The organism is Lentzea sp. NPDC004789 (genome assembly GCF_053601075.1).
Genome location: NZ_JBSGBE010000017.1, coordinates 75,743 through 93,986 on the forward strand (window position 1 = coordinate 75,743; position 18,244 = coordinate 93,986).

Here is an 18,244-nt window from a genome sequence, read left to right on the forward strand (position 1 = left end):
GTGCATCTCGACTACGGGCGCGGCGGCACTCGCTCGATGATCGTCGCTCTGCCCGGCGAGCTGCCCACCAGCGTGATCATGTCGCCGCGGATCAGGTGCGCCCACGCCGGCGGCACGAACGGCCGCAACCGGGCCGTGGCGCGCTCACCAGGCCCCAGCACCGGCTTGGTCTCGATCCACAACGCGGCCAGGCGCTGGTGCTTGCCCGTCACGTCCCACATCGGACGCTCTCCCCTGGCCCGCAGCGGTTCCGCGTCACGCCCGAGCACCAGCTCGACCCTGAGCACGCCCTGGATCGACTCGACGCACCGCCACTGGAACCAGGCCCCGTCCGCGTCCAGCTGCACGGCGGCCTCGGCGAGCAGCGCCCAGTAGCGCGGCGTCTGCCAGGTGTGGCCGTCGAACTCCCCGAGCAGGTCGAGCACCAGCTCCCACTCCTCGTGGTCGAGGTGGTCGAGCACGTCCTCGCTCTGCACCTCCGCCGGCACCATGCCCGCCGCGAACCGCAACAACTCGCCGATCTCGCGGTCGTGTCTCCCCAACACCCGCCTATTCGATCACGGTGGCTCAGTCGTCCTCGCCCTTGGTGCTGCGACGCCGGTTCAGGCCCAGCACGTCCAGCGCCGACACCAGGTCGTTCGCCACGAGCGCCCGCACGCCCTCGGGCAGCGGCCCGTGGTCCGGCGGCACCAGCGCCTTCTTGAACCCCAGCCGCGCCGCCTCCGTGAGCCGCTTGCCGACGCCGTTGACGCGCCTGATCTCGCCGGCCAGCCCGACCTCGCCGAGCACCACCAGGTCGGCAGGCAGCGCGATCTCCCGCTCGGCCGAGGCCACCGCGAGCACCACCGCTAGGTCCGCGGCGGGCTCGACCAGCCGCATGCCGCCGACGGTCGCGGTGAAGACGTCCTTCTGGAACAGGTTGACCTTGCCGCGCTTCTCCAGCACCGCCAGCGCCATCGAGATCCGCGCGGAGTCGAGCCCGCTGACCGCGCGGCGGGGCGCCGGCAGGTTCGTCTTGGCGACGAGGGCCTGCACCTCGCCGAGCATCGGCCGCTTGCCCTCGACGATCACCGTGACGCAGGTGCCCTCGACGGCCTTCTCGCGGCGCGTGAGGAACAACCCCGACGGGTCCGGCACGCCGATGATGCCGTCGTCGCGCAGCTCGAAGCAGCCCACCTCGTCGGCCGCGCCGTAGCGGTTCTTGATGCCGCGCAACAACCTCAGGCTGGAGTGCCGGTCGCCCTCGAACTGCAGCACGACGTCGACGAGGTGCTCCAGGACCCGGGGCCCGGCGACGGATCCGTCCTTGGTGACGTGCCCGACCAGCACGACCGGCAGACCCCGCTCCTTGGCCATCGCGATGAGCCCGGACGCGACGGTGCGCACCTGCGTGACGCCACCCGGCACGCCCTCGACGCTCACCGTGGACATGGTCTGCACCGAGTCGACGATCAGCATCGACGGCTTCACCTGGTCGACCTGCCCGAGCAACGCGCTGAGCTCGCTCTCGGCCGCCAGGTACATCTCGGGGTGCAGGTTGCCGGTGCGCTCCGCGCGCAGCCGCACCTGCCCCGCGGACTCCTCACCCGTGACGTAGAGGCAGCGCCCGTGCGACTCGGCCCACCGGTGCGCGGTCTCCAGCAGCAACGTCGACTTGCCGACACCAGGCTCGCCCGCCAGCAGCACCACCGCGCCCGGTACCAGGCCGCCGCCCAGCACCCGGTCGAACTCCCCGACCCCCGTCGAAAGCGCCCGCGCCGACTCGATGTCGACCTCGCCGATCGGCCGCGCCGCCGACGTGGGCGCGCCCGCCACGACGCGGGTCACCGACGCGGTGCCGCGTTCCTCGATGCTGCCCCACGCCTGACATTCGGGGCAGCGGCCGAACCACTTCGCCACCTCGTGCCCGCACTCGGCACACCGGAAGATCGGCCGCGCTGTCTTCGCCACACGCCGAACGTTAGAGCAAGGGTCTGACAGTCCTGGGACAGGTCGCGCCCGCCGCAAGCGAAAACGCCGCCCCCTCACCAGGAGGGAGCGGCGCCTTCATGCATCTCGCGAGTTCGTGTCGGTCGTCCGGTCGCCCCTTCGGGTCAACCGCCGAAGGCGACTCGGGCCGAAGCGGTGGCCGGATGACCGGCTTTCCGACGAACTCGCCGCCGTCTGCGGAGCAGCGGCCAAAAGCTCAGTGGCCCGAGGGCTCGTGGTTCTCGCTCGTGCGCTTGTGCTCCGACGGCGCGATCGGCACCTCGAGCGTGACCGTGCCGGCCTTCTCGAAGACGAACGTGACCTTGACGGTCTGCGCGGCCACGATGTCACGCTTGATCTTCTTCAGCGTGCAGCGGACGTGCAGCACCTCGAGGTCGTTCGGGATCGCGGACGCGCTCGGGTACGCCGAGGACGAGCCCGACGGCTTGCCGGACGACGGCGACACCGAACCGGACGACGACGGCGACACCGAACCCGACGTCGGCGCGACCGACGAGGACGACGGCGCACCGGAGGTCGGCGACACCGACGAAGAGGGCGCGCCCGTCGAGGACGGCGCGGACGAGGAGGACGACGGCGCGGAGGTCTTCGTCGGCGCCTTCGAGGGGTCGTACTCGGCCTGCAGGGCGTAGCGGGACGGGATCTCCTTGCCGCCCACGACCTCGGCCTCGCCCTCGGCGGCCTCCGACTTGATCGACAGCAGCTTGTCGGTGTTCTCACCCGTGTTGGCGATGACGAACGTCAACGGCACGTCGTCACCCTCGTGGTAGCGGTTGCCGTCCGGCGGGAACGCCAGCATGACGTTGCGCACCGCGATCGGGCCCGCGTTTCCGCTCGCACCGTCGACGGCGGCGACCTGGGTGTCGGTCTGGGTGATCTGACCGGCGCTGCAGCCGACCGCCACCAGGCCGAGGCCCGCGGCCAGCGCTGCCGTCACGATCATCCGGCGAGACACTCCTGAGTTCACGGCTCCAGCGTCCTTCCTAGGGAACAACCACCAGGCAAGGAGCCTAACCGGGGGCCCGAAAGCCGACTCGACGTGGTGCCGTTCGATCTTGACAACCCCGTACGTTGCACGCGAACAGGTGGTTTGTCAACCCCCCGCATGGCCCTGACCAGCACTAACGGATCATCGCGCGGCGTTCGCGGCCTTGCCGGACGTGTTAGGATGGAGGAAGCGAAAGGGGCAGAGGACACATGGTTTTCAAGGTCGGAGAGACCGTCGTCTACCCGCACCACGGTGCCGCTCTCATCGAAGCAATCGAGACCCGCGTGATCAAGGGCGAGGAGAAGAAGTACCTCGTTCTCAAGGTGGCGCAGGGCGACCTCACCGTTCGGGTTCCCGCTGACAACGCCGAGATCGTGGGCGTTCGTGACGTTGTCGGCCAGGAAGGGCTCGACCGGGTCTTCGAGGTCTTGCGCGCTCCTCACACCGAGGAGCCGACCAACTGGTCTCGGCGGTACAAGGCCAACCTTGAGAAGCTCGCCTCCGGCGACGTGAACAAGGTTGCGGAAGTGGTGCGCGACCTCTGGCGGCGCGAGAAGGATCGCGGGTTGTCCGCCGGCGAGAAGCGGATGCTGGCGAAGGCGCGGCAGATACTGGTCAGCGAGCTGGCGCTGGCCGAGGGTACGGACGAGGACAAGGCCGAGGTTCTTCTCGACGAAGTTCTCGCCACAGCGTCGTAATACAAACAAATCACACTGAGCATCGGATAACGCCGCAAGATGAGTGTTGTCGCGCTCGTTCCTGCGGCAGGGCGGGGTGAGCGTCTGGGCTACGGGATGCCCAAGGCGCTCGTGCCGGTCAACGGGGTACCGCTCCTGACCCGCGCCGTTCGTGGTCTGTTCGCGTCAGGCCAGGTTCAGCACGTCGTCATCGCCGCTCCACCGTCCGATGTGGATCTCGTGCACACCGCAACCGCCTCGCTGGCCCCGGCCGGCGGGGCGGTGCACGTGCTTTCAGGGGGCGCCGAACGCACCGACTCGGTGCGCCTCGCCCTCGACCACGCGCTCCGCGTGATTCCGGACACCTCGATCGTGCTCGTGCACGACGCCGCCCGTGCGTTCACCCCTCCCGAGGTCATCGCCGACGTCGTGGCCGCGGTGCGCAACGGGCACGACGCCGTCATCCCGGTTCTGCCGGTGGCCGACACGATCAAGCAGGTGGACGAGGTCGGAGTAGTCGTCTCCACACCTGACCGGGCCGTTCTGCGGGTCGTGCAGACCCCGCAGGGTTTCCGCGCCGAGACTCTCAAAGCCGCCTATCGCTCCGGTATCGCCGCGACTGACGACGCTGGTCTCGTGGAGAAGAACGGTGGCAAGGTCCACACGGTTCCCGGCCACGCGCACGCCATGAAGATCACCACCCCGTTCGACCTCGCGGTCGCGGAAGCACTGTTCGCTGGAGGAAGCGCGTGAGGATCGGCCAGGGCGTCGACGTCCACCCGATCGAGGCAGGTCGTGAGTGCTGGATCGCCGGACTGCTGTGGGAGGGCGTCGACGGTTGCGCGGGTCACTCCGACGGCGACGTCGCCTCGCACGCGCTGTGCGACGCGCTGCTCTCCGCCGCGGGCCTCGGTGACCTGGGCGCGGTCTTCGGCACGTCCGATCCGCGCTGGTCAGGCGCACACGGAGTGGTCCTTCTCACGGAGGTGCGCCGGCTCGTCGAGGAGGCCGGCTTCCGTGTGGGAAACGCCACAGTCCAGGTGATCGGCAACCAGCCGCGCATCGGCCAGCGCCGCGACGAGGCCCAGAAAACGCTCTCCGACGCCGTCGGCGGCCCGGTCTCGGTCGCGGGCACCACCACGGACGGTCTGGGGCTCACCGGACGCAACGAGGGCATCGCGGCCATCGCCACGGCGTTGCTGATGCCCGCCGGCGCCTAGTCCGGCAGCTTGATGACGGCCGTGCCGCCGTCGAGGTCGATCCGGGTGCGCGGCGGTGCCGCGTCACCCTCCTCGTCCCGCCGCTGCCGCTCTTCCTTGCGGTACTCGAGCTCGTCGCGCTTGGCGCCCTCGAACGTCGCACCCAGTTCGTCGAAGCTGATCGTCGCGAGCGGCGTGCCGCCCCTCTTGCGCCGGGCCACCCACTCGACCACGGCCAGCGCGAACAGGATCGTCACCACACCCGGTAACGACATCGCCCAGATCATCCCCAGTTCCACGTCCTGTACAACTCCCGGCGCAGGAGTGTGGTTCCCGCCACTAACATCAGCGCGGTGCCGAAGTACGACGTTTGCCTTTCCTTCGCCGGCGAAGACCGCCCCTACGTCGAAGAGGTGGCCCAGCACCTCAAGGAGCTGGGCCTGCGCTACTTCTACGACAACGACCTGCAGCACGAGCTCTGGGGCGAGGAGCTCACCGAGTACCTGGACAAGGTCTACCGCGAGGACTCGCGCTTCTGCGTGATGTTCGTGTCGCGGCACTACGTGCAGAAGAACTGGACGATCCACGAGCGCCGGTCCGCGCTGGCCCGCGGCCTGATGGACCCGCATCAGCCGTACGTCCTGCCCGCCAGGTTCGACGACACCGAGGTGCCCGGCGTCCGTCCCAGCCTCGGCTACCTCGCGCTGAAGAACACCACCCCGCGTCAGCTCGCGGAGATGATCGCGAAGAAGGTCGGCGTCGAGATCGGGCCGCCGGAAGCGGGCTGGGAGTACCGGATGTTCGCGGACCTGGTGCGTCAGGGCATGCGCAACCTCGAAGAGGAGAAGCTCAACCACGAGATGGGCTTCGCGGACAACCAGCGCACGTTCAGCACGGACACCGAGTCGCTCGACTACTACACCGCCCGCACCCGCAAGTTCGACGAGATCGTCAACGCCGCCGCGGACGTGCTCTCACCGCAGAAGCAGCAGTGGGCGTTCGGCCCGGCCGGGCAGGCGGGCAACGCGGAGAAGATCCGTCTCCTCGCGACGAAGTTCACGAAGATCTACGCGGATCTGCTCGGCTGGGCCGCGGACCTGCGGGGCACCACGACCCCGGACCGCCACCGCGCGCTCTACGCGGCCACCGCGCAGCTCGCCGACGAGCCGTTGCGGCAGATCGAGGAGTTCGTCGAGCACTTCGCCACGGCGGCCCAGCGAGGTGCCGGCGACCTGACGCTGACCATCGACTACGACCCGTCGCAGGTCGAGGCCGAGCTCAAAAAGGTCCAGACCACCTAGCCCCGGAGAACGTAGAGTCGGGGGCGTGACGACCCACGCCGCGCTCTTCGACTTCTCCGGCACGCTCTTCCGGCTCGAGCACCCAGAGCTCGAGTCCAACGGTGACCTGATGCGTGCGCTCACCGCCCCCGTCGGGATCGCCGACGGCATGGACCCCGAGTTGGTCGACGCGTGGCACCGCCGCGACCTCGACCCGGACGTCCACCGCTGGGTGCACGTGCGGGTGCTCAACGACGCCCTCGTGCCGAACGCCGAGGCGCTCTACGACCAGCTGCTGCACCCCGACTCGTGGCAGCCCTACCCGGACACCAGGGCCGCGCTGGAGCACCTCGCCGACGTCCCGGTCGCGGTCGTCAGCAACATCGGCTGGGACATCCGCGCGGTCTTCGAGCGGCACGGCCTCACCCACCTCGTGGACGAGTTCGTCCTCTCCTACGAGGAGGGCGTGATCAAGCCGGACCCGAAGATCTTCACCACCGCGTGCGAACGGCTCGGCGTCGATCCCCGCAACGCCGTGATGGTCGGCGACAGCGCGGAGGCCGACGGCGGCGCGGAGGCCCTCGGTTGCTCCTTCCGGCTCGTCAACCCGGTTCCGACGAGTGACCGCCCGAGTGCTCTTTTGGATGTGGCCCGTACCATTCCCGTGTGAGCCTCCACATCTACGACACGGCGAGCCGGAGCATGCGGGAGTTCCACCCGCAGGTCAACGGAACGGCGTCGATCTACGTGTGTGGGGCGACCGTGCAGGGCATCCCGCACATCGGCCACGTCCGCAGCGGCCTGAACTTCGACGTCCTGCGTCGTTGGCTGGCGCGCGACGGTGCCGACGTGACGCTGGTCCGCAACGTCACCGACATCGACGACAAGATCCTCACCAAGGCCGCCGAGCACGACCGGCCGTGGTGGGAGTGGGCGTACACGCACGAGCGCGCCTTCGAGGACGCCTACGACGCGCTGGGCTGCCTGCCGCCGTCGTACGCGCCGCGCGCCACCGGGCACGTCACGCAGATGGTCGAGCTGATGCAGCGGCTGATCGACAAGGGCCACGCCTACGACGTCGACGGCGACGTCTACTTCGACGTGCGCTCGTTCCCCGAGTACGGCGCGCTGTCCGGGCGCAAGCTCGACGAGCAGCAGCAGGGCGAGACCGATGTCCGCGGCAAGCGCGACCCGCGCGACTTCACGTTGTGGAAGGCCGCGAAGCCCGGCGAGCCGTCCTGGCCGACGCCGTGGGGCAACGGCAGGCCCGGCTGGCACCTGGAGTGCTCGGCGATGGCCACGACGTACCTCGGCAGCACGTTCGACATCCACGGCGGCGGGCTCGACCTGATCTTCCCGCACCACGAGAACGAGCAGGCCCAGTCGCGCGCGGCCGGTGACGGCTTCGCGAACTACTGGATGCACAACTACTGGGTCACGATGTCCGGCGAGAAGATGGCCAAGTCGCTGGGCAACACCGTGTCCATCCCCGCGATGCTCGACAAGGTCCGCGCGCAGGAGCTGCGGTACTACCTGGTGGCGCCGCACTACCGCTCGCACATCGAGTACTCGGAGGCGGCGCTGCAGGAGGCGGTGACGTCCTACGGGCGCGTCGAGTCGTTCCTGCGCCGCACCGTCGAGCGGGTCGGCCCGGTCGAGCTGCGCGGTGAGATGTGCCCCGACTTCGTCGTCGCGATGGACAACGACCTGAACACCCCCCAGGCCGTGGCCGCGCTGCACAACAAGGTGCGGCAGGGGAACACGGCGCTCGCCGACGGCGACCACGACGCGGCCCGTGAAGCCGCCGAGTGCGTCCGCCGCATGGCCGACATCCTCGGCGTCGACCCGTTGTCGCCGAAGTGGAACGACGTCTCGGCTGCCGACCTCGGCATGCGACAGGCGTTGACCACGCTCGTGGATCGGCTGCTCGTCGAGCGCCAGGAAGCCCGCAAGAGCAGGGACTTCGCGCGTGCTGACGCGTTGCGCGACTCGCTGCTGGACGCGGGCATCGCCGTCGAGGACACCCCCGACGGTCCGCAGTGGACTTTGAAGGACGACTGACTTCCGTGGCTGGCAACTCCAAGCGCAAGGGCGCGATGCGCAATCCGGGCTCGAAGAAGGGCGCGGTCGTCGGCTCCGGCGGGCAGAAGTCCAAGGGGCTGCAGGGCAAGGGCCCGACCCCCAAGGCGTCGGACCGCCCGAACCACCCCGCGTACAAGCGGGCCAAGGCCGTCGCGAAGACCGAGGCGGTCAAGCAGCAGCGGCGCCAGAAGACCGAGAAGGCCCAGGCCGAGACCGTGGCGGGCCGCAACCCCGTCGTGGAGTGCCTGCGCGCGGGCACGCCGGCGACGGCGCTGTACGTGGCGCTGGGCATCGACGCGGACGACCGCGTGGCCGAGGCCGTGCGCCTGGCCGCCGACCGGGGCATCTCCGTGCTGGAGGTGGCCCGCGGCGAACTCGACCGGATCACCGGCGGGGCGATGCACCAGGGCCTCGGCCTGCAGGTGCCGCCGTTCGACTACGCCACGCCGAACGAGCTGCTCGAACTCGCCCAGCGCGCCGGCGAGCCGCCGTTGCTGGTGGCGCTGGACGGCGTGACGGACCCGCGCAACCTCGGTGCCGTCGTGCGGTCGGCCGCCGCGTTCGGTGCCCACGGCGTGGTGCTGCCGCAGCGGCGCAGCGCGTCGATGACGGCGGTCGCCTGGCGGACCAGCGCGGGCACGGCGGCCAAGCTGCCGATCGCGATGGCCACGAACCTCACCCGCACGCTGCGTGACTGGGCGGAGGCCGGCCTGATGATCGTCGGGCTGGACGCCGACGGCGACGTGGACGTCGACGGTCTGGACCTCGCGACCGGCCCGCTGGTCGTCGTGGTGGGCTCGGAGGGCCGCGGCCTCGGCCGTCTGGTGAAGGAGACCTGCGACCAGACCGTGTCGATCCCGATGGCCTCCGGCGTCGAGTCGCTCAACGCGTCCGTCGCGGCCGGTGTCGTGCTGGCCGAGGTCGCCCGGCGCCGCCGGATCGCGGCCAAGGCCTGACGATATCGGCTAGTTCGTGACGCTAACGGCGTCCATTCGCCGACGTTAGTGATCGTTTTCCTGTCCGCTGAACCGGTTTCGCCCAGCGGGCGGGGAAACGCCGATCTACCCTCTTGCCAAGGGCTTGCGGGTGACTGCCATGACAAACGGCGTGGCCCATTCCGCGGCACTCCCGAGCGCGGGTACGTTCTCCCGTGTTCGCCAATTGCCAGTTCTACAGGCAGGAGTCGGAGCGGGTTGGACCGGTTGGCCGAGCACCCCACACCCGTTTGGCACCGGTTGACACGGGGCGTGACCATTTGGGGTCCAATCAGGCGAATCCCAGGTCAACTGTGAAGAAGATCAGCCCCGCGTTTCGCTATTGTAACTACTTTAGGTAACTGGCCTGCTCCGTTTAGGTACACACTGTGGTAGGACAGACGTTGAACGGTCAGGCAGCTTCTACCGTGATTGTCGATAGAAATTGATTACCACCGGCGGGGGCGACGTGACTCGGCGTAGAGCGAATCAGGACGTGCTGATTCGCCGCGCGCGTGGCGCGGTGCTCCGAGGACCCGCATGACGACCCGCGGCGCTCTCCGCGAGCTCGTCGGTTTGCGTGAGTTCCGCGCCATGTGGATCGGTTCGACCGCTTCGACCGCCGGTGACCAACTCGCCGCCGTCGCATTGTCACTGCTCGTATTCGAGCGAACACATTCCGCAGCGTGGACGGCCCTCACCTGGTCGTTGACGCTCTTCCCACCCCTGATTTCGGGCCCGTTGCTCGGCTGGGTCGCCGACCGGTTCCCGCGACGCACGGTAATGGTGACGACGGCCTGGCTGCAGGCGGTGCTCATGGCCGCGATGGCCATTCCGGGCATGCCGCTCTGGGCCATGATCGTGCTGCTCGTGGTGGTCCTGGCGATCTCGTCGCCGTACCTCGCGGCCCAGGAGGCGAGCCTCCCGCACGTTCTCCCGCCACGCCGTTACGACGACGGCGTGGCGCTCTTCGGCACGTCCGTCGACATAGCTCAGATGGCGGGCCTCGCCGCCGCCGGCTTCCTGGTCGCCCGCACGAACCCCGGCGTGGCACTCATGATCAACGCCGGCACGTTCGCTCTGCTGGCGATCTTGGTGCAGGTGTCGGTGAAGCACCGTCCGGCCGCGGACCCGCTGGGCCGCAAGAAGAAGGACGACGAGCCGCGCGGCGCGCTGACGTTGATGGTGGCCGAGCCGCGGTTGCGGACCCTGCTGGGCGTCCGGCTGCTCGCGGGCCTCGCGATGGTCCCGGAAGGTCTCGCGGTCCCCCTCGCGGCAAGCCTGAACGCGGTGTGGGCGGTGGGCTTGATCCTCGCAATTGAACCCGCGGCGAACGTGCTGGGCGTGGCGCTGTTGTTCCGTCTCGTGCGAGATCCGGCAAAACGTGAACGGTTGATCGGTCCTCTTGCGATCCTGTCACTGGCACCATTGATCATGTTCGCGCTCAGGCCGAACCTGACGTGGACGATCGTTTTACTGGTGATTGCCGGTATCGGGGGCGCTTATCACACACCGGCTCGTTCGGCGTGGATGCGGCTGCTGCCCGATGAGTACCGAGGAAGGGCTTATGGCATTGGGCGCGCTGCGTTGCGCTCGAGCCAGGGCGGAGGAATGGCGCTGGCCGGTGTCGTCGCCCATTCGATCGGCTCGGTGACGGCCACGATCGCGGGAGCGGGAGGTGTCGGGCTGCTGCTGGCGACGCAAGCCACCATCGCCTGGCGACGCGCACGCGGTCGCAACGACACGAAGGCGGTGGCAATCTGAAACAGAACGGTCACCAATAGCGATATCCGTACCAGGGGCACCTGATGATCTAGAGGTGCGATTGAAGTCGGGTCGCGAAGAGAGAGGCGGCGTCAGAAGTCACGGTTGCACATGGAAGGCACCTCCTCGTTGCAACGAGCGGCAGCGCGGTAGGTCTACGACCTGGTCAGCGGCGGCTTTGCTCATGATGTGCCATGAGCGTAGGGGGTCGTGGTGAAGAACAGTTTGACTGATCGCAGGCGATCGCGGGCACTCGGCTTGACTCCGATTCGCAACTGGGACCTTTGGACCGTTGCGCCTAGTGCGATCGCGTACTTTTTCGTGCTCGAAGCGGCCGTGATCGTAGCCTCCATTTGGCTCCTCACGAAGCTCACGTCCGTCTCGACCTCGGACTGGCTCCGCTTCGGCGCGCTCATCGCCGCGATCACAATTCACCTGACCGTGGTACGCAGAGCGGAAGAGGCCCGCCGCAACGAGGCCTCCGGCCCCCACATCGACCTCACCTCGGTGTGGACCTTCGCCGCAGCCGTAGCTCTTCCGGGTGGTCTTGCCGTGATCGCCACGATCTGGATGCGCATCCTGATCCAGCCGATCGCCCGCCGCCAGCCGTACCGCTTCGTCTTCGGCACCGCCTCGATGCTCGCCTCGACCCTGCTCTCCTGGGCGCTGGTCCACCTTTCGGGTGTATCTCTCGCAGCGACCGGCAACGTCCCGACCGACCTGGGCCTGGTCCTGGTCCTCGCCATCACCGCCGTCCTCTACTGGTTCGTGCAGGTGATGACCGTCGCGGTCGCCTTCAAGATCGTCACCCCGAACTCGAAGGTCCTGGACTTCCTCGGCTCCAAGATCGACAACATGCTGGAGATGAGCACCCTCGGCGCCGGCGCCATGCTCGGCATGCTCATGACCTCCCACTGGGTGGGCCCGCTGCTCCTGGTAGTGCCGGTGATCCTCGTGAACGCCCTGCTCTCCCGCGCAGGCGAACGCCGAGCCCACCTGGAACGCCTGCTGCGCGAACAGGAACAGCTCCACCAACGCCTCGCCGCAGACGCCCACACCGACTACCGAACGGGCCTGCTGAACACCAACGGCCTGGCCGAATACGCAGGCCGCCTGGCCGAACGCTGCCGAATCGACGGCGAACCGATGACCGTCCTGGTCATCGACCTGGACCACTTCAAGCGCATCAACGACACCTGGGGCCACCCGGCCGGCAACGCGGTCCTGGCCGAAGTGGGCCGAATCCTGCGCGAAAAGCTCCGCCCGGGCGACGTGGCGGGCCGCGACGGCGGCGAGGAGTTCGTAGTAGCCCTGAAGGACACCCCGGTGGCCCAGGGCGTGACCATCGCCGAACGCATCCGCGAGGCCATCGGCAACCTGGCCGTCCCGACCACCGACAAGCACCGCAACGTGGTCACCCTCTACGGCCGCGAAACCCAGCCCCAGGAACCAGAAGGCGAATCCCTGCAGGCGATCTCGGCCTCGATCGGCGTGGCGGTGATCCCGGACAACGGCCCGGACATGGCCACCGCCCAGCACTCCGCAGACGCCGCGCTCTACAAGGCCAAGGAAAACGGCCGCAACCAGGTCCGCGTGGCAGGCCTGGACATCCCGCCGCGCCTGATGCCGGCCCCACGCCAGGACGACATCACCAAGCCGATCACGTCCCGCACCGCCTGACGCCACGCTGCCGCAGGGGTCCCCTTGAGTTTCGGCTCCCCCGCGACCAAACGTACCGAGCGGGTCTGACACTGAGCAAAACCACGCACGCACGCACCTCAACCGCGCGCTGATCATCCGCGAAGGCGAAGCCGAGCCGTCTTTCCACACGAACCCGGTGGGGTGGTCCCGTCACACCGCGACCAAACCAAGCAACCGGCGTGCCATCTACCCGCGTGCGGCGCTGGCCGGTCGTTGATCAGATTGGCGGGGTCCGGGGCGCAGCCCCGAAAGCCCAACGCAAGCCGACCACCCGCGTCACCCCAACGCCATCCGCGCATACGCCCGAACATCGGCGTCAGAGTCCCCCAGCGCCCTCTTCAACGCCAAAACAACCCCAGCATCCTCACCCCACCGCCCCAAAGCCCGAACCGCAGCCTTCCGAACGTCCAAATTGGAATCCGACAACAGCCCGACCACCACCTCCGACTCCCCAGCAGCCCAAGCCACCCCGACCCGAACCTCCCAAGCCGGATCCGAAACCAGCTCCCCAGCCCGAGCCACCAACCCGGCAGGCCACCCGATCCGAGGCGCAGCCTCCAACGCCGCCGCCCGCACCAGCGAATCCGAATCCCGGCTCAACGCGACCAGCACGTCGACATCCCGAATCCCCCGAGCGACCTGCACCCGAACCTCACGAGCAGGATCCGCGGCCGCCGAAGCCAACAGCCCGTCCTCCCCCAAAGCCACCAGCCCGCGAACCGCAGCCAACCGAACCTCGACATCCTCAGACGAAAGCCCAGCCGCATAAACCGAGGCCGTACCGAGCTTCAACGCCCACAACACCTCCAGAGCCACCGCCCGAGCCGGCGACAACTCCAGCGCCTCCCGCAAAGCATCAGAGGCCGGCACGACCTCGACCAACTCCCGCAGCCCGGCCGCGGCGACGTCCCGAACCCCGTCGTCAGCCATGGCCCGCACCAACGCGAACTCGAACCCCGCAGGCACAACCTCGGTCAACACCGAAACCGCCGCCCGCCGCACGGTCACGTCCGCATCCAGGAGATACGGCTCCAACACCTCCAACGAAGGCTGAGCCTCGACCAACCCCAGAACCTCAAGCACCCGCGCAGACTCCACCGCCACCGCATCGGCAACCGACTCGACCGCAGAAGCAGCAACCGAAGCCGACCGCACCCCGAGGAACTCAACCGACCCGGCCCGATGCGGCACCCCGTCCACCGGCACCACATAAGGCGAAACCGGCCGCTTGATGAACTCCATCTCCCCGCGCGCGTTCTTCCGCAGGTTCAGGTGATGGAACCACCGCGAATCGTCACGCTCCGGAAGATCCACGCGCGAGTGGTACAGCCCCCACCGCGACTCGTCGCGCATCAACGACGAGGCCGCCGCCATCTCCGCGCAGTCCCGGATGAACGAAACCTCCACGCACCGCATCAGTTCGTGCGGCGACCGCGCCCCCATCTCGGCGATCTCCGCCGACATCCGGTCGAAGGCCTCCAGCGCCAACGACAGTTTCGTCGCGGTCTTGGGCGGAGCGACGTAGTCGTTCACGAACCGGCGCAGCTTGTACTCGACCTGAGGCTGCGGCGGCCCGTCCGGCTGCCGAGAATGCCGGTAGATCAACTCCGACGCCTCCGCCACCTGATTGGCGGGCAACGGCAATCCGGGCACGAAGTGCGAGGAAGCGTGCGCCCCGGCCAAATCACCGAACACGAACGCGCCGATCATGTAGTTGTGCGGCACGCAAGCGAGATCGCCGGCCGCGTACAGGCCGGGCACGGTCGTCAGGCCGTTCTCGTCCACCCAGACGCCGGAAGCGGAGTGCCCACCGCACAAGCCGATCTCCGAGATGTGCATCTCGATGTCGTGCGTCCGGTAGTCGTGCCCGCGTCCACTGTGGAAAGTCCCGCGGGAGGGCCGCTCGGTCGAGTGGAGGATCCCCTCCAACGCCGAGATCGACTCCTCCGGCAGGTGCGTGGTCTTCAGGTAGATCGGCCCGCGGGCGGACGCGATCTCCGAGGCGACCTCGGCCATCATCTGCCCGGACCAGTAGTCGCAGTCGACGAACCGCTCCCCCAGCGCGTTGACCTGGTACGCCCCGAAAGGATTGCCCACGTACGCGCAAGCGGGCCCGTTGTAGTCCTTGATCAGCGGGTTGATCTGGAAGCACTCGATCCCGGACAGCTCGGCCCCGGCGTGGTACGCCATCGAGTAGCCGTCACCGGCGTTGGTCGGGTTCTCGTAAGTCCCGTACAGGTAGCCGGAAGCCGGCAGTCCGAGCCGCCCGGAAGCACCGGTGGCCAGCACCACGGCACCGGCGGACACGGTCACGAACTCGCCGGTGCGCGTGTTGAAGCCGGCCGCGCCGACGGCACGTCCTTCGGACACCAGCACCCGCACCGGCATCACCCGGTTCTCGATGCGCAGGCGCTCGCGCAGCCGCCGTTCGCGCATCACCCGGTACAGGACCTTCTTGACGTCCTTGCCCTCGGGCATCGGCAGCACGTAGGAACCGGACCGGTGCACCTGGCGGACGTTGTACTCGCCGAACGAGTCCTTCTCGAACTTCACGCCGTAACGCTCAAGCCGTTGCACCATCTCGAAGCCACGCGTCGCGGTCTGCATGATCGTGCGCTGGTCGACGATCCCGTCGTTGGCGCGGGTGATCTCGGCGACGTAGTCCTCCGGGCGGGCCTTGCCGGGGATGACGGCGTTGTTGACACCGTCCATGCCCATGGCCAACGCGCCGGAGTGGCGCACGTGCGCCTTCTCCAGCAGCAGCACGGACCGTCCGGCCTCGGCCGCGGTGATCGCGGCCATCGAACCGGCGGTGCCGCCGCCGATGACCAGCACGTCGCAGGACAGCTCAACAGTCATGCCTTCACCGCCGCCAGGATCGCGTCGCGCCGGCGTTCGACCTCGCCGGCGCCGAGGACGACCACGCGGTCGCCCAGCAGCACGGCCTCGTCGACGTCGTGCGTGACGAACAGGGTTGTGGTGCCGGACAGCACCTCGGTCACCAGTTGTTGCATCGACGAACGCGTCTGGGCGTCCAATGCGCCGAACGGCTCGTCCATCAGCACGACGGACGGCTGCTGGGCCAGCGTCCGCGCCAGCTGCACGCGTTGACGCATGCCGCCCGACAGCTCCCGCGGCAGGTAGCCCTCGAAGCCCGCCAGTCCGACGCGGTCCAGCCACTCCATCGCTCGGGCACGCCGGAGCGAGCGCGGAACCCCTTGCAGGGCAAGCGGAAGCTCCACGTTGCGCAGAGCAGTGCGCCACGGCAGCAGGCCGTCCTCCTGGAACACCAGCGCCCGGTCGCGCGACGGCCCGCGCACGGCCACGCCGTCCACGGAAATGGCGCCGGAAAAGGGAATCAGGCCCGCCACCGCCCGCAGCAGGGTCGACTTGCCGCAGCCCGAAGGCCCCGCGACCACCACGAACTCGCCGGACGAGACGGCCAGGGAGAAGTCGGCCAACACCGCGGACCGGCCGTAGCCGACGGTCAGTGAACGCACGCTCAGGCTCATCGCAGGGCCTCCCGCGGCAACCACCGCGTGACGCGGCGACCGAGCAGTTCGACAGCGGCGGAGGTCAGGTAGCCGAGCAGGCCGATGGTGACCATGCCGACGATCACGCCGGGGTAGTCGACGACCGTGTAGGCCTGCCAGGTGCGGTAGCCGATGCCGAACTGGCCGGAGATCATCTCGGCCGAGATCACGCAGATCCACGCCACGCCCATGCCGACCGACAGGCCGCCGAACACGCCGGGCAACGTGCCGGGCAGCACCACGCGGAACAGCACCTGCCACCGCGAGCCGCCCATCGTGCGGACCGCGTCCTCCCAGATCGTCGGCAGCGCGCGCACGGCGTGCCGCGTCGAGACCAGGATCGGGAAGAACGCCGCGATGAAGGTGATGAACACGATCCCCTGCTCATCGGTCGGGAACAGCAGGATCGCGATCGGCACCAGCGCGATCGCCGGGATCGGCCGGACGACCTCCAACGGCGGCCGCAGCACGTCGCCGAGCCACGCCGAGCGCGCGATCACCACGCCCAGCGCGATGCCCAGGACCGCGGCCAGCAGGAAGCCCGTCATGATCCGCGCCAGGCTGTTGCCCAGGTCGTGGTAGTACTCCGCGGCGCCGACCTGCACCGCGAACCGCCGGGCCACCTCGACGACCGTCGGCAGCTGGTCGAACCGCAGCCACGCCCGCACGTTCGACGCCGTCAGCACCTGCCACAGCACCAGGCCGGCCGCCAGCGAACCGATCCGCAACACCCAGCGCATCACTTGCCCGCCAAGGAGAGCGCCTGCTGGAACGTCAGGACGGCACCGCGTTTCGCGGCGGCGGCCTCGGTCGTGAACGGCAGCAGGTCCGCGCCGGACCGCACCCAGAACGCGTGGTCGGCGAACCACCGCGTGCCCGTCTCGGTGTCCGGCACGTACCCGGCGCGCAGCTTCTGGCCGCTGGAGTTCACCAGCTTCAGCAACGCCGTCGGTGAAGCCACGGCCTGCGGCGCGGCACCCTCGAACCACGCCTCGCTCGCGACCTTCGGGTCACCGCCGAGCGACGCCGGGTTCGTCAGGTCCTCGGTCGACGCCACGACGTCCTTCAACGGCCTGTCGTCGATGAACCTGTCCACGTCGAGCTCGTCGATGTTGCCGATCGACTTGAGGAACGGCACATCGTCCTGCAAAGCCTTGCGCAGCACCGACTTGAGCGACAGGTCGAACGTCGCGATGCCGTTCGGCCCGTTGTAGAGGTACACGACCTCGACGGGCAGGGACGTCGCCCGAGCGACGATCTCCGCCGCTTCAAGAGGCTTCTCGTGCAAGAACTTCGTCGCGTCGAGCTGCGCCCGCAGGAACTCGCGCAACACCTCGGGCTGTTGTTGCGCAAAGGGATTGCGCACCACGGTCCCGTGCAACGTCGGCAGGTTCAGCGCCGCACCGTCGTACAGCAGCTTGGCCTGGTTCGCGAACACCAGCGCACCTGGCCACGCCACGAACTGCGCCAACGCCGCGACGTTCCCGGACTGCAGCGCCGAGGCGCCCACCGACGGCTGCTGGTTCTCCACGGTCACCTTGGTGTCGCCCAACGCGCGCACCAGCGTCCCGTGGCCGGCGGACCCGACGCTCGCCGACACCTTCTGCCCGGCCAGGTCCGCCAGCGTGCGAGCGGACGAGCTGGGCGGCACCACGACCATGTTCAGCGCGCCGCGGGCGTTGTACCCGGTCACCGCGACCATCCGGGTGCCCTCGTCGCCCTGCTTCTGCGTGCGCGAACCGTTGATCAGCAACGGGAAGTCGCCCATCGACCCGATGTCGATCTTCCCCGCGATCATCTGCGCGGTGATCGGCGCGCCGGTGTCGTAGTCCTGCCACGTCACCTTGTAGGTCTTGCCGGTCTTCTTGCCGAGCTCGGCCAGCCGCTGCTCGAAGAAGCCCTTGTCCTTCAGCAACGTCCCGGCGGTGACCGTGTTGATGGTCTTCGACTGGTAGCCGATCACCACCGGGACCTCCGCACCCGAAGCCGCCTCGCCCGTGCCGCACGCGGCGAGCAGAAGAACAGAGGCCAGCAAATAGCGCTTCACGAATCTTCCT

Annotated in this window: 17 protein-coding genes; 9 read left to right on the plus strand and 8 right to left on the minus strand. The window is 68.7% G+C overall.

The annotated features are described in order from the left end of the window. Positions 1 to 11: 11 nt before the first annotated feature. From ACWEIJ_RS32540 to ACWEIJ_RS32550, 3 genes are all read right to left on the minus strand, one after another. A complete protein-coding gene (locus ACWEIJ_RS32540) occupies positions 12 to 545 on the minus strand; it encodes a hypothetical protein (RefSeq protein ID WP_449841070.1) in 534 nt (177 codons plus the stop codon). Between the two features lie 22 nt (positions 546 to 567). Continuing rightward, positions 568 to 1,950, minus strand: coding sequence for a DNA repair protein RadA (gene radA, locus ACWEIJ_RS32545; protein WP_449841071.1), 1,383 nt, complete (start codon positions 1,948 to 1,950; stop codon positions 568 to 570). Positions 1,951 to 2,185: 235 nt separating this feature from the next. After that, positions 2,186 to 2,932 carry a hypothetical protein gene (locus ACWEIJ_RS32550; RefSeq protein ID WP_449841072.1) on the minus strand — a complete coding sequence of 249 codons (747 nt, stop codon included), beginning with the start codon at positions 2,930 to 2,932 and terminating at the stop codon, positions 2,186 to 2,188. A gap of 254 nt (positions 2,933 to 3,186) precedes the next feature. Between ACWEIJ_RS32550 and ACWEIJ_RS32555 the strand changes: the two genes are divergently transcribed. The 3 genes from ACWEIJ_RS32555 to ispF are packed head-to-tail and all read left to right on the plus strand — an operon-like array spanning position 3,187 to position 4,874. Beyond that, positions 3,187 to 3,675, plus strand: a complete 489-nt coding sequence (locus ACWEIJ_RS32555; protein WP_065915127.1) for a CarD family transcriptional regulator — start codon at positions 3,187 to 3,189, stop codon at positions 3,673 to 3,675. A 39-nt stretch (positions 3,676 to 3,714) separates the two neighbouring features. Then, on the plus strand, positions 3,715 to 4,407 hold the full coding sequence (gene ispD / locus ACWEIJ_RS32560) for a 2-C-methyl-D-erythritol 4-phosphate cytidylyltransferase (RefSeq protein ID WP_449841073.1): 693 nt from the start codon (positions 3,715 to 3,717) through the stop codon (positions 4,405 to 4,407). Then, entirely contained in the window at positions 4,404 to 4,874 is a 471-nt protein-coding gene (gene ispF / locus ACWEIJ_RS32565) for a 2-C-methyl-D-erythritol 2,4-cyclodiphosphate synthase (protein WP_449841074.1), read from the plus strand. The genes ispD and ispF overlap by 4 nt, the downstream gene beginning before the upstream one ends. Here ispF and ACWEIJ_RS32570 read toward each other — a convergent pair. Further along, positions 4,871 to 5,152, minus strand: coding sequence for a DUF6191 domain-containing protein (locus ACWEIJ_RS32570; RefSeq protein ID WP_449841075.1), 282 nt, complete (start codon positions 5,150 to 5,152; stop codon positions 4,871 to 4,873). The genes ispF and ACWEIJ_RS32570 overlap by 4 nt on opposite strands. Before the next feature lie 54 nt (positions 5,153 to 5,206). Between ACWEIJ_RS32570 and ACWEIJ_RS32575 the strand changes: the two genes are divergently transcribed. The 6 genes from ACWEIJ_RS32575 (at position 5,207) to ACWEIJ_RS32600 (ending at position 12,633) form a co-directional block, all read left to right on the plus strand. Next, the gene (locus ACWEIJ_RS32575; RefSeq protein WP_449841076.1) at positions 5,207 to 6,154 is read left to right on the plus strand and encodes a toll/interleukin-1 receptor domain-containing protein; all 948 of its coding nucleotides are present in this window, start codon (positions 5,207 to 5,209) and stop codon (positions 6,152 to 6,154) included. A 25-nt stretch (positions 6,155 to 6,179) separates the two neighbouring features. Continuing rightward, positions 6,180 to 6,803: an HAD family hydrolase gene (locus ACWEIJ_RS32580; protein WP_449841077.1), complete on the plus strand. Its 624-nt coding sequence runs from the start codon at positions 6,180 to 6,182 to the stop codon at positions 6,801 to 6,803. After that, on the plus strand, positions 6,800 to 8,194 hold the full coding sequence (cysS, locus tag ACWEIJ_RS32585) for a cysteine--tRNA ligase (RefSeq protein ID WP_449841078.1): 1,395 nt from the start codon (positions 6,800 to 6,802) through the stop codon (positions 8,192 to 8,194). The genes ACWEIJ_RS32580 and cysS overlap by 4 nt, the downstream gene beginning before the upstream one ends. Positions 8,195 to 8,199: 5 nt before the next feature. After that, entirely contained in the window at positions 8,200 to 9,171 is a 972-nt protein-coding gene (gene rlmB, locus ACWEIJ_RS32590; protein ID WP_449841079.1) for a 23S rRNA (guanosine(2251)-2'-O)-methyltransferase RlmB, read from the plus strand. 558 nt (positions 9,172 to 9,729) lie between these two features. Beyond that, the gene (locus ACWEIJ_RS32595; RefSeq protein ID WP_449841080.1) at positions 9,730 to 10,953 is read left to right on the plus strand and encodes an MFS transporter; all 1,224 of its coding nucleotides are present in this window, start codon (positions 9,730 to 9,732) and stop codon (positions 10,951 to 10,953) included. A gap of 441 nt (positions 10,954 to 11,394) precedes the next feature. Then, complete coding sequence (locus ACWEIJ_RS32600) at positions 11,395 to 12,633, plus strand: GGDEF domain-containing protein (RefSeq protein ID WP_449841081.1); 1,239 nt, start codon at positions 11,395 to 11,397, stop codon at positions 12,631 to 12,633. A gap of 297 nt (positions 12,634 to 12,930) precedes the next feature. On the opposite strand, the gene ACWEIJ_RS32605 is transcribed toward ACWEIJ_RS32600, so the two are convergent. The 4 genes from ACWEIJ_RS32605 to ACWEIJ_RS32620 are packed head-to-tail and all read right to left on the minus strand — an operon-like array spanning position 12,931 to position 18,234. Next, entirely contained in the window at positions 12,931 to 15,513 is a 2,583-nt protein-coding gene (locus ACWEIJ_RS32605; RefSeq protein WP_449841082.1) for a fumarate reductase/succinate dehydrogenase flavoprotein subunit, read from the minus strand. Further along, complete coding sequence (locus ACWEIJ_RS32610) at positions 15,510 to 16,154, minus strand: ABC transporter ATP-binding protein (protein WP_449841083.1); 645 nt, start codon at positions 16,152 to 16,154, stop codon at positions 15,510 to 15,512. Before ACWEIJ_RS32610 ends, ACWEIJ_RS32605 begins: the two co-directional genes overlap by 4 nt. Before the next feature lie 8 nt (positions 16,155 to 16,162). Beyond that, positions 16,163 to 16,927 (minus strand): ABC transporter permease, encoded by a 765-nt coding sequence (locus tag ACWEIJ_RS32615; protein ID WP_449841084.1) that lies wholly within the window; start codon positions 16,925 to 16,927, stop codon positions 16,163 to 16,165. Further along, positions 16,927 to 18,234, minus strand: a complete 1,308-nt coding sequence (locus ACWEIJ_RS32620; protein WP_449841085.1) for an ABC transporter substrate-binding protein — start codon at positions 18,232 to 18,234, stop codon at positions 16,927 to 16,929. Before ACWEIJ_RS32620 ends, ACWEIJ_RS32615 begins: the two co-directional genes overlap by 1 nt. Positions 18,235 to 18,244: the final 10 nt, after the last annotated feature.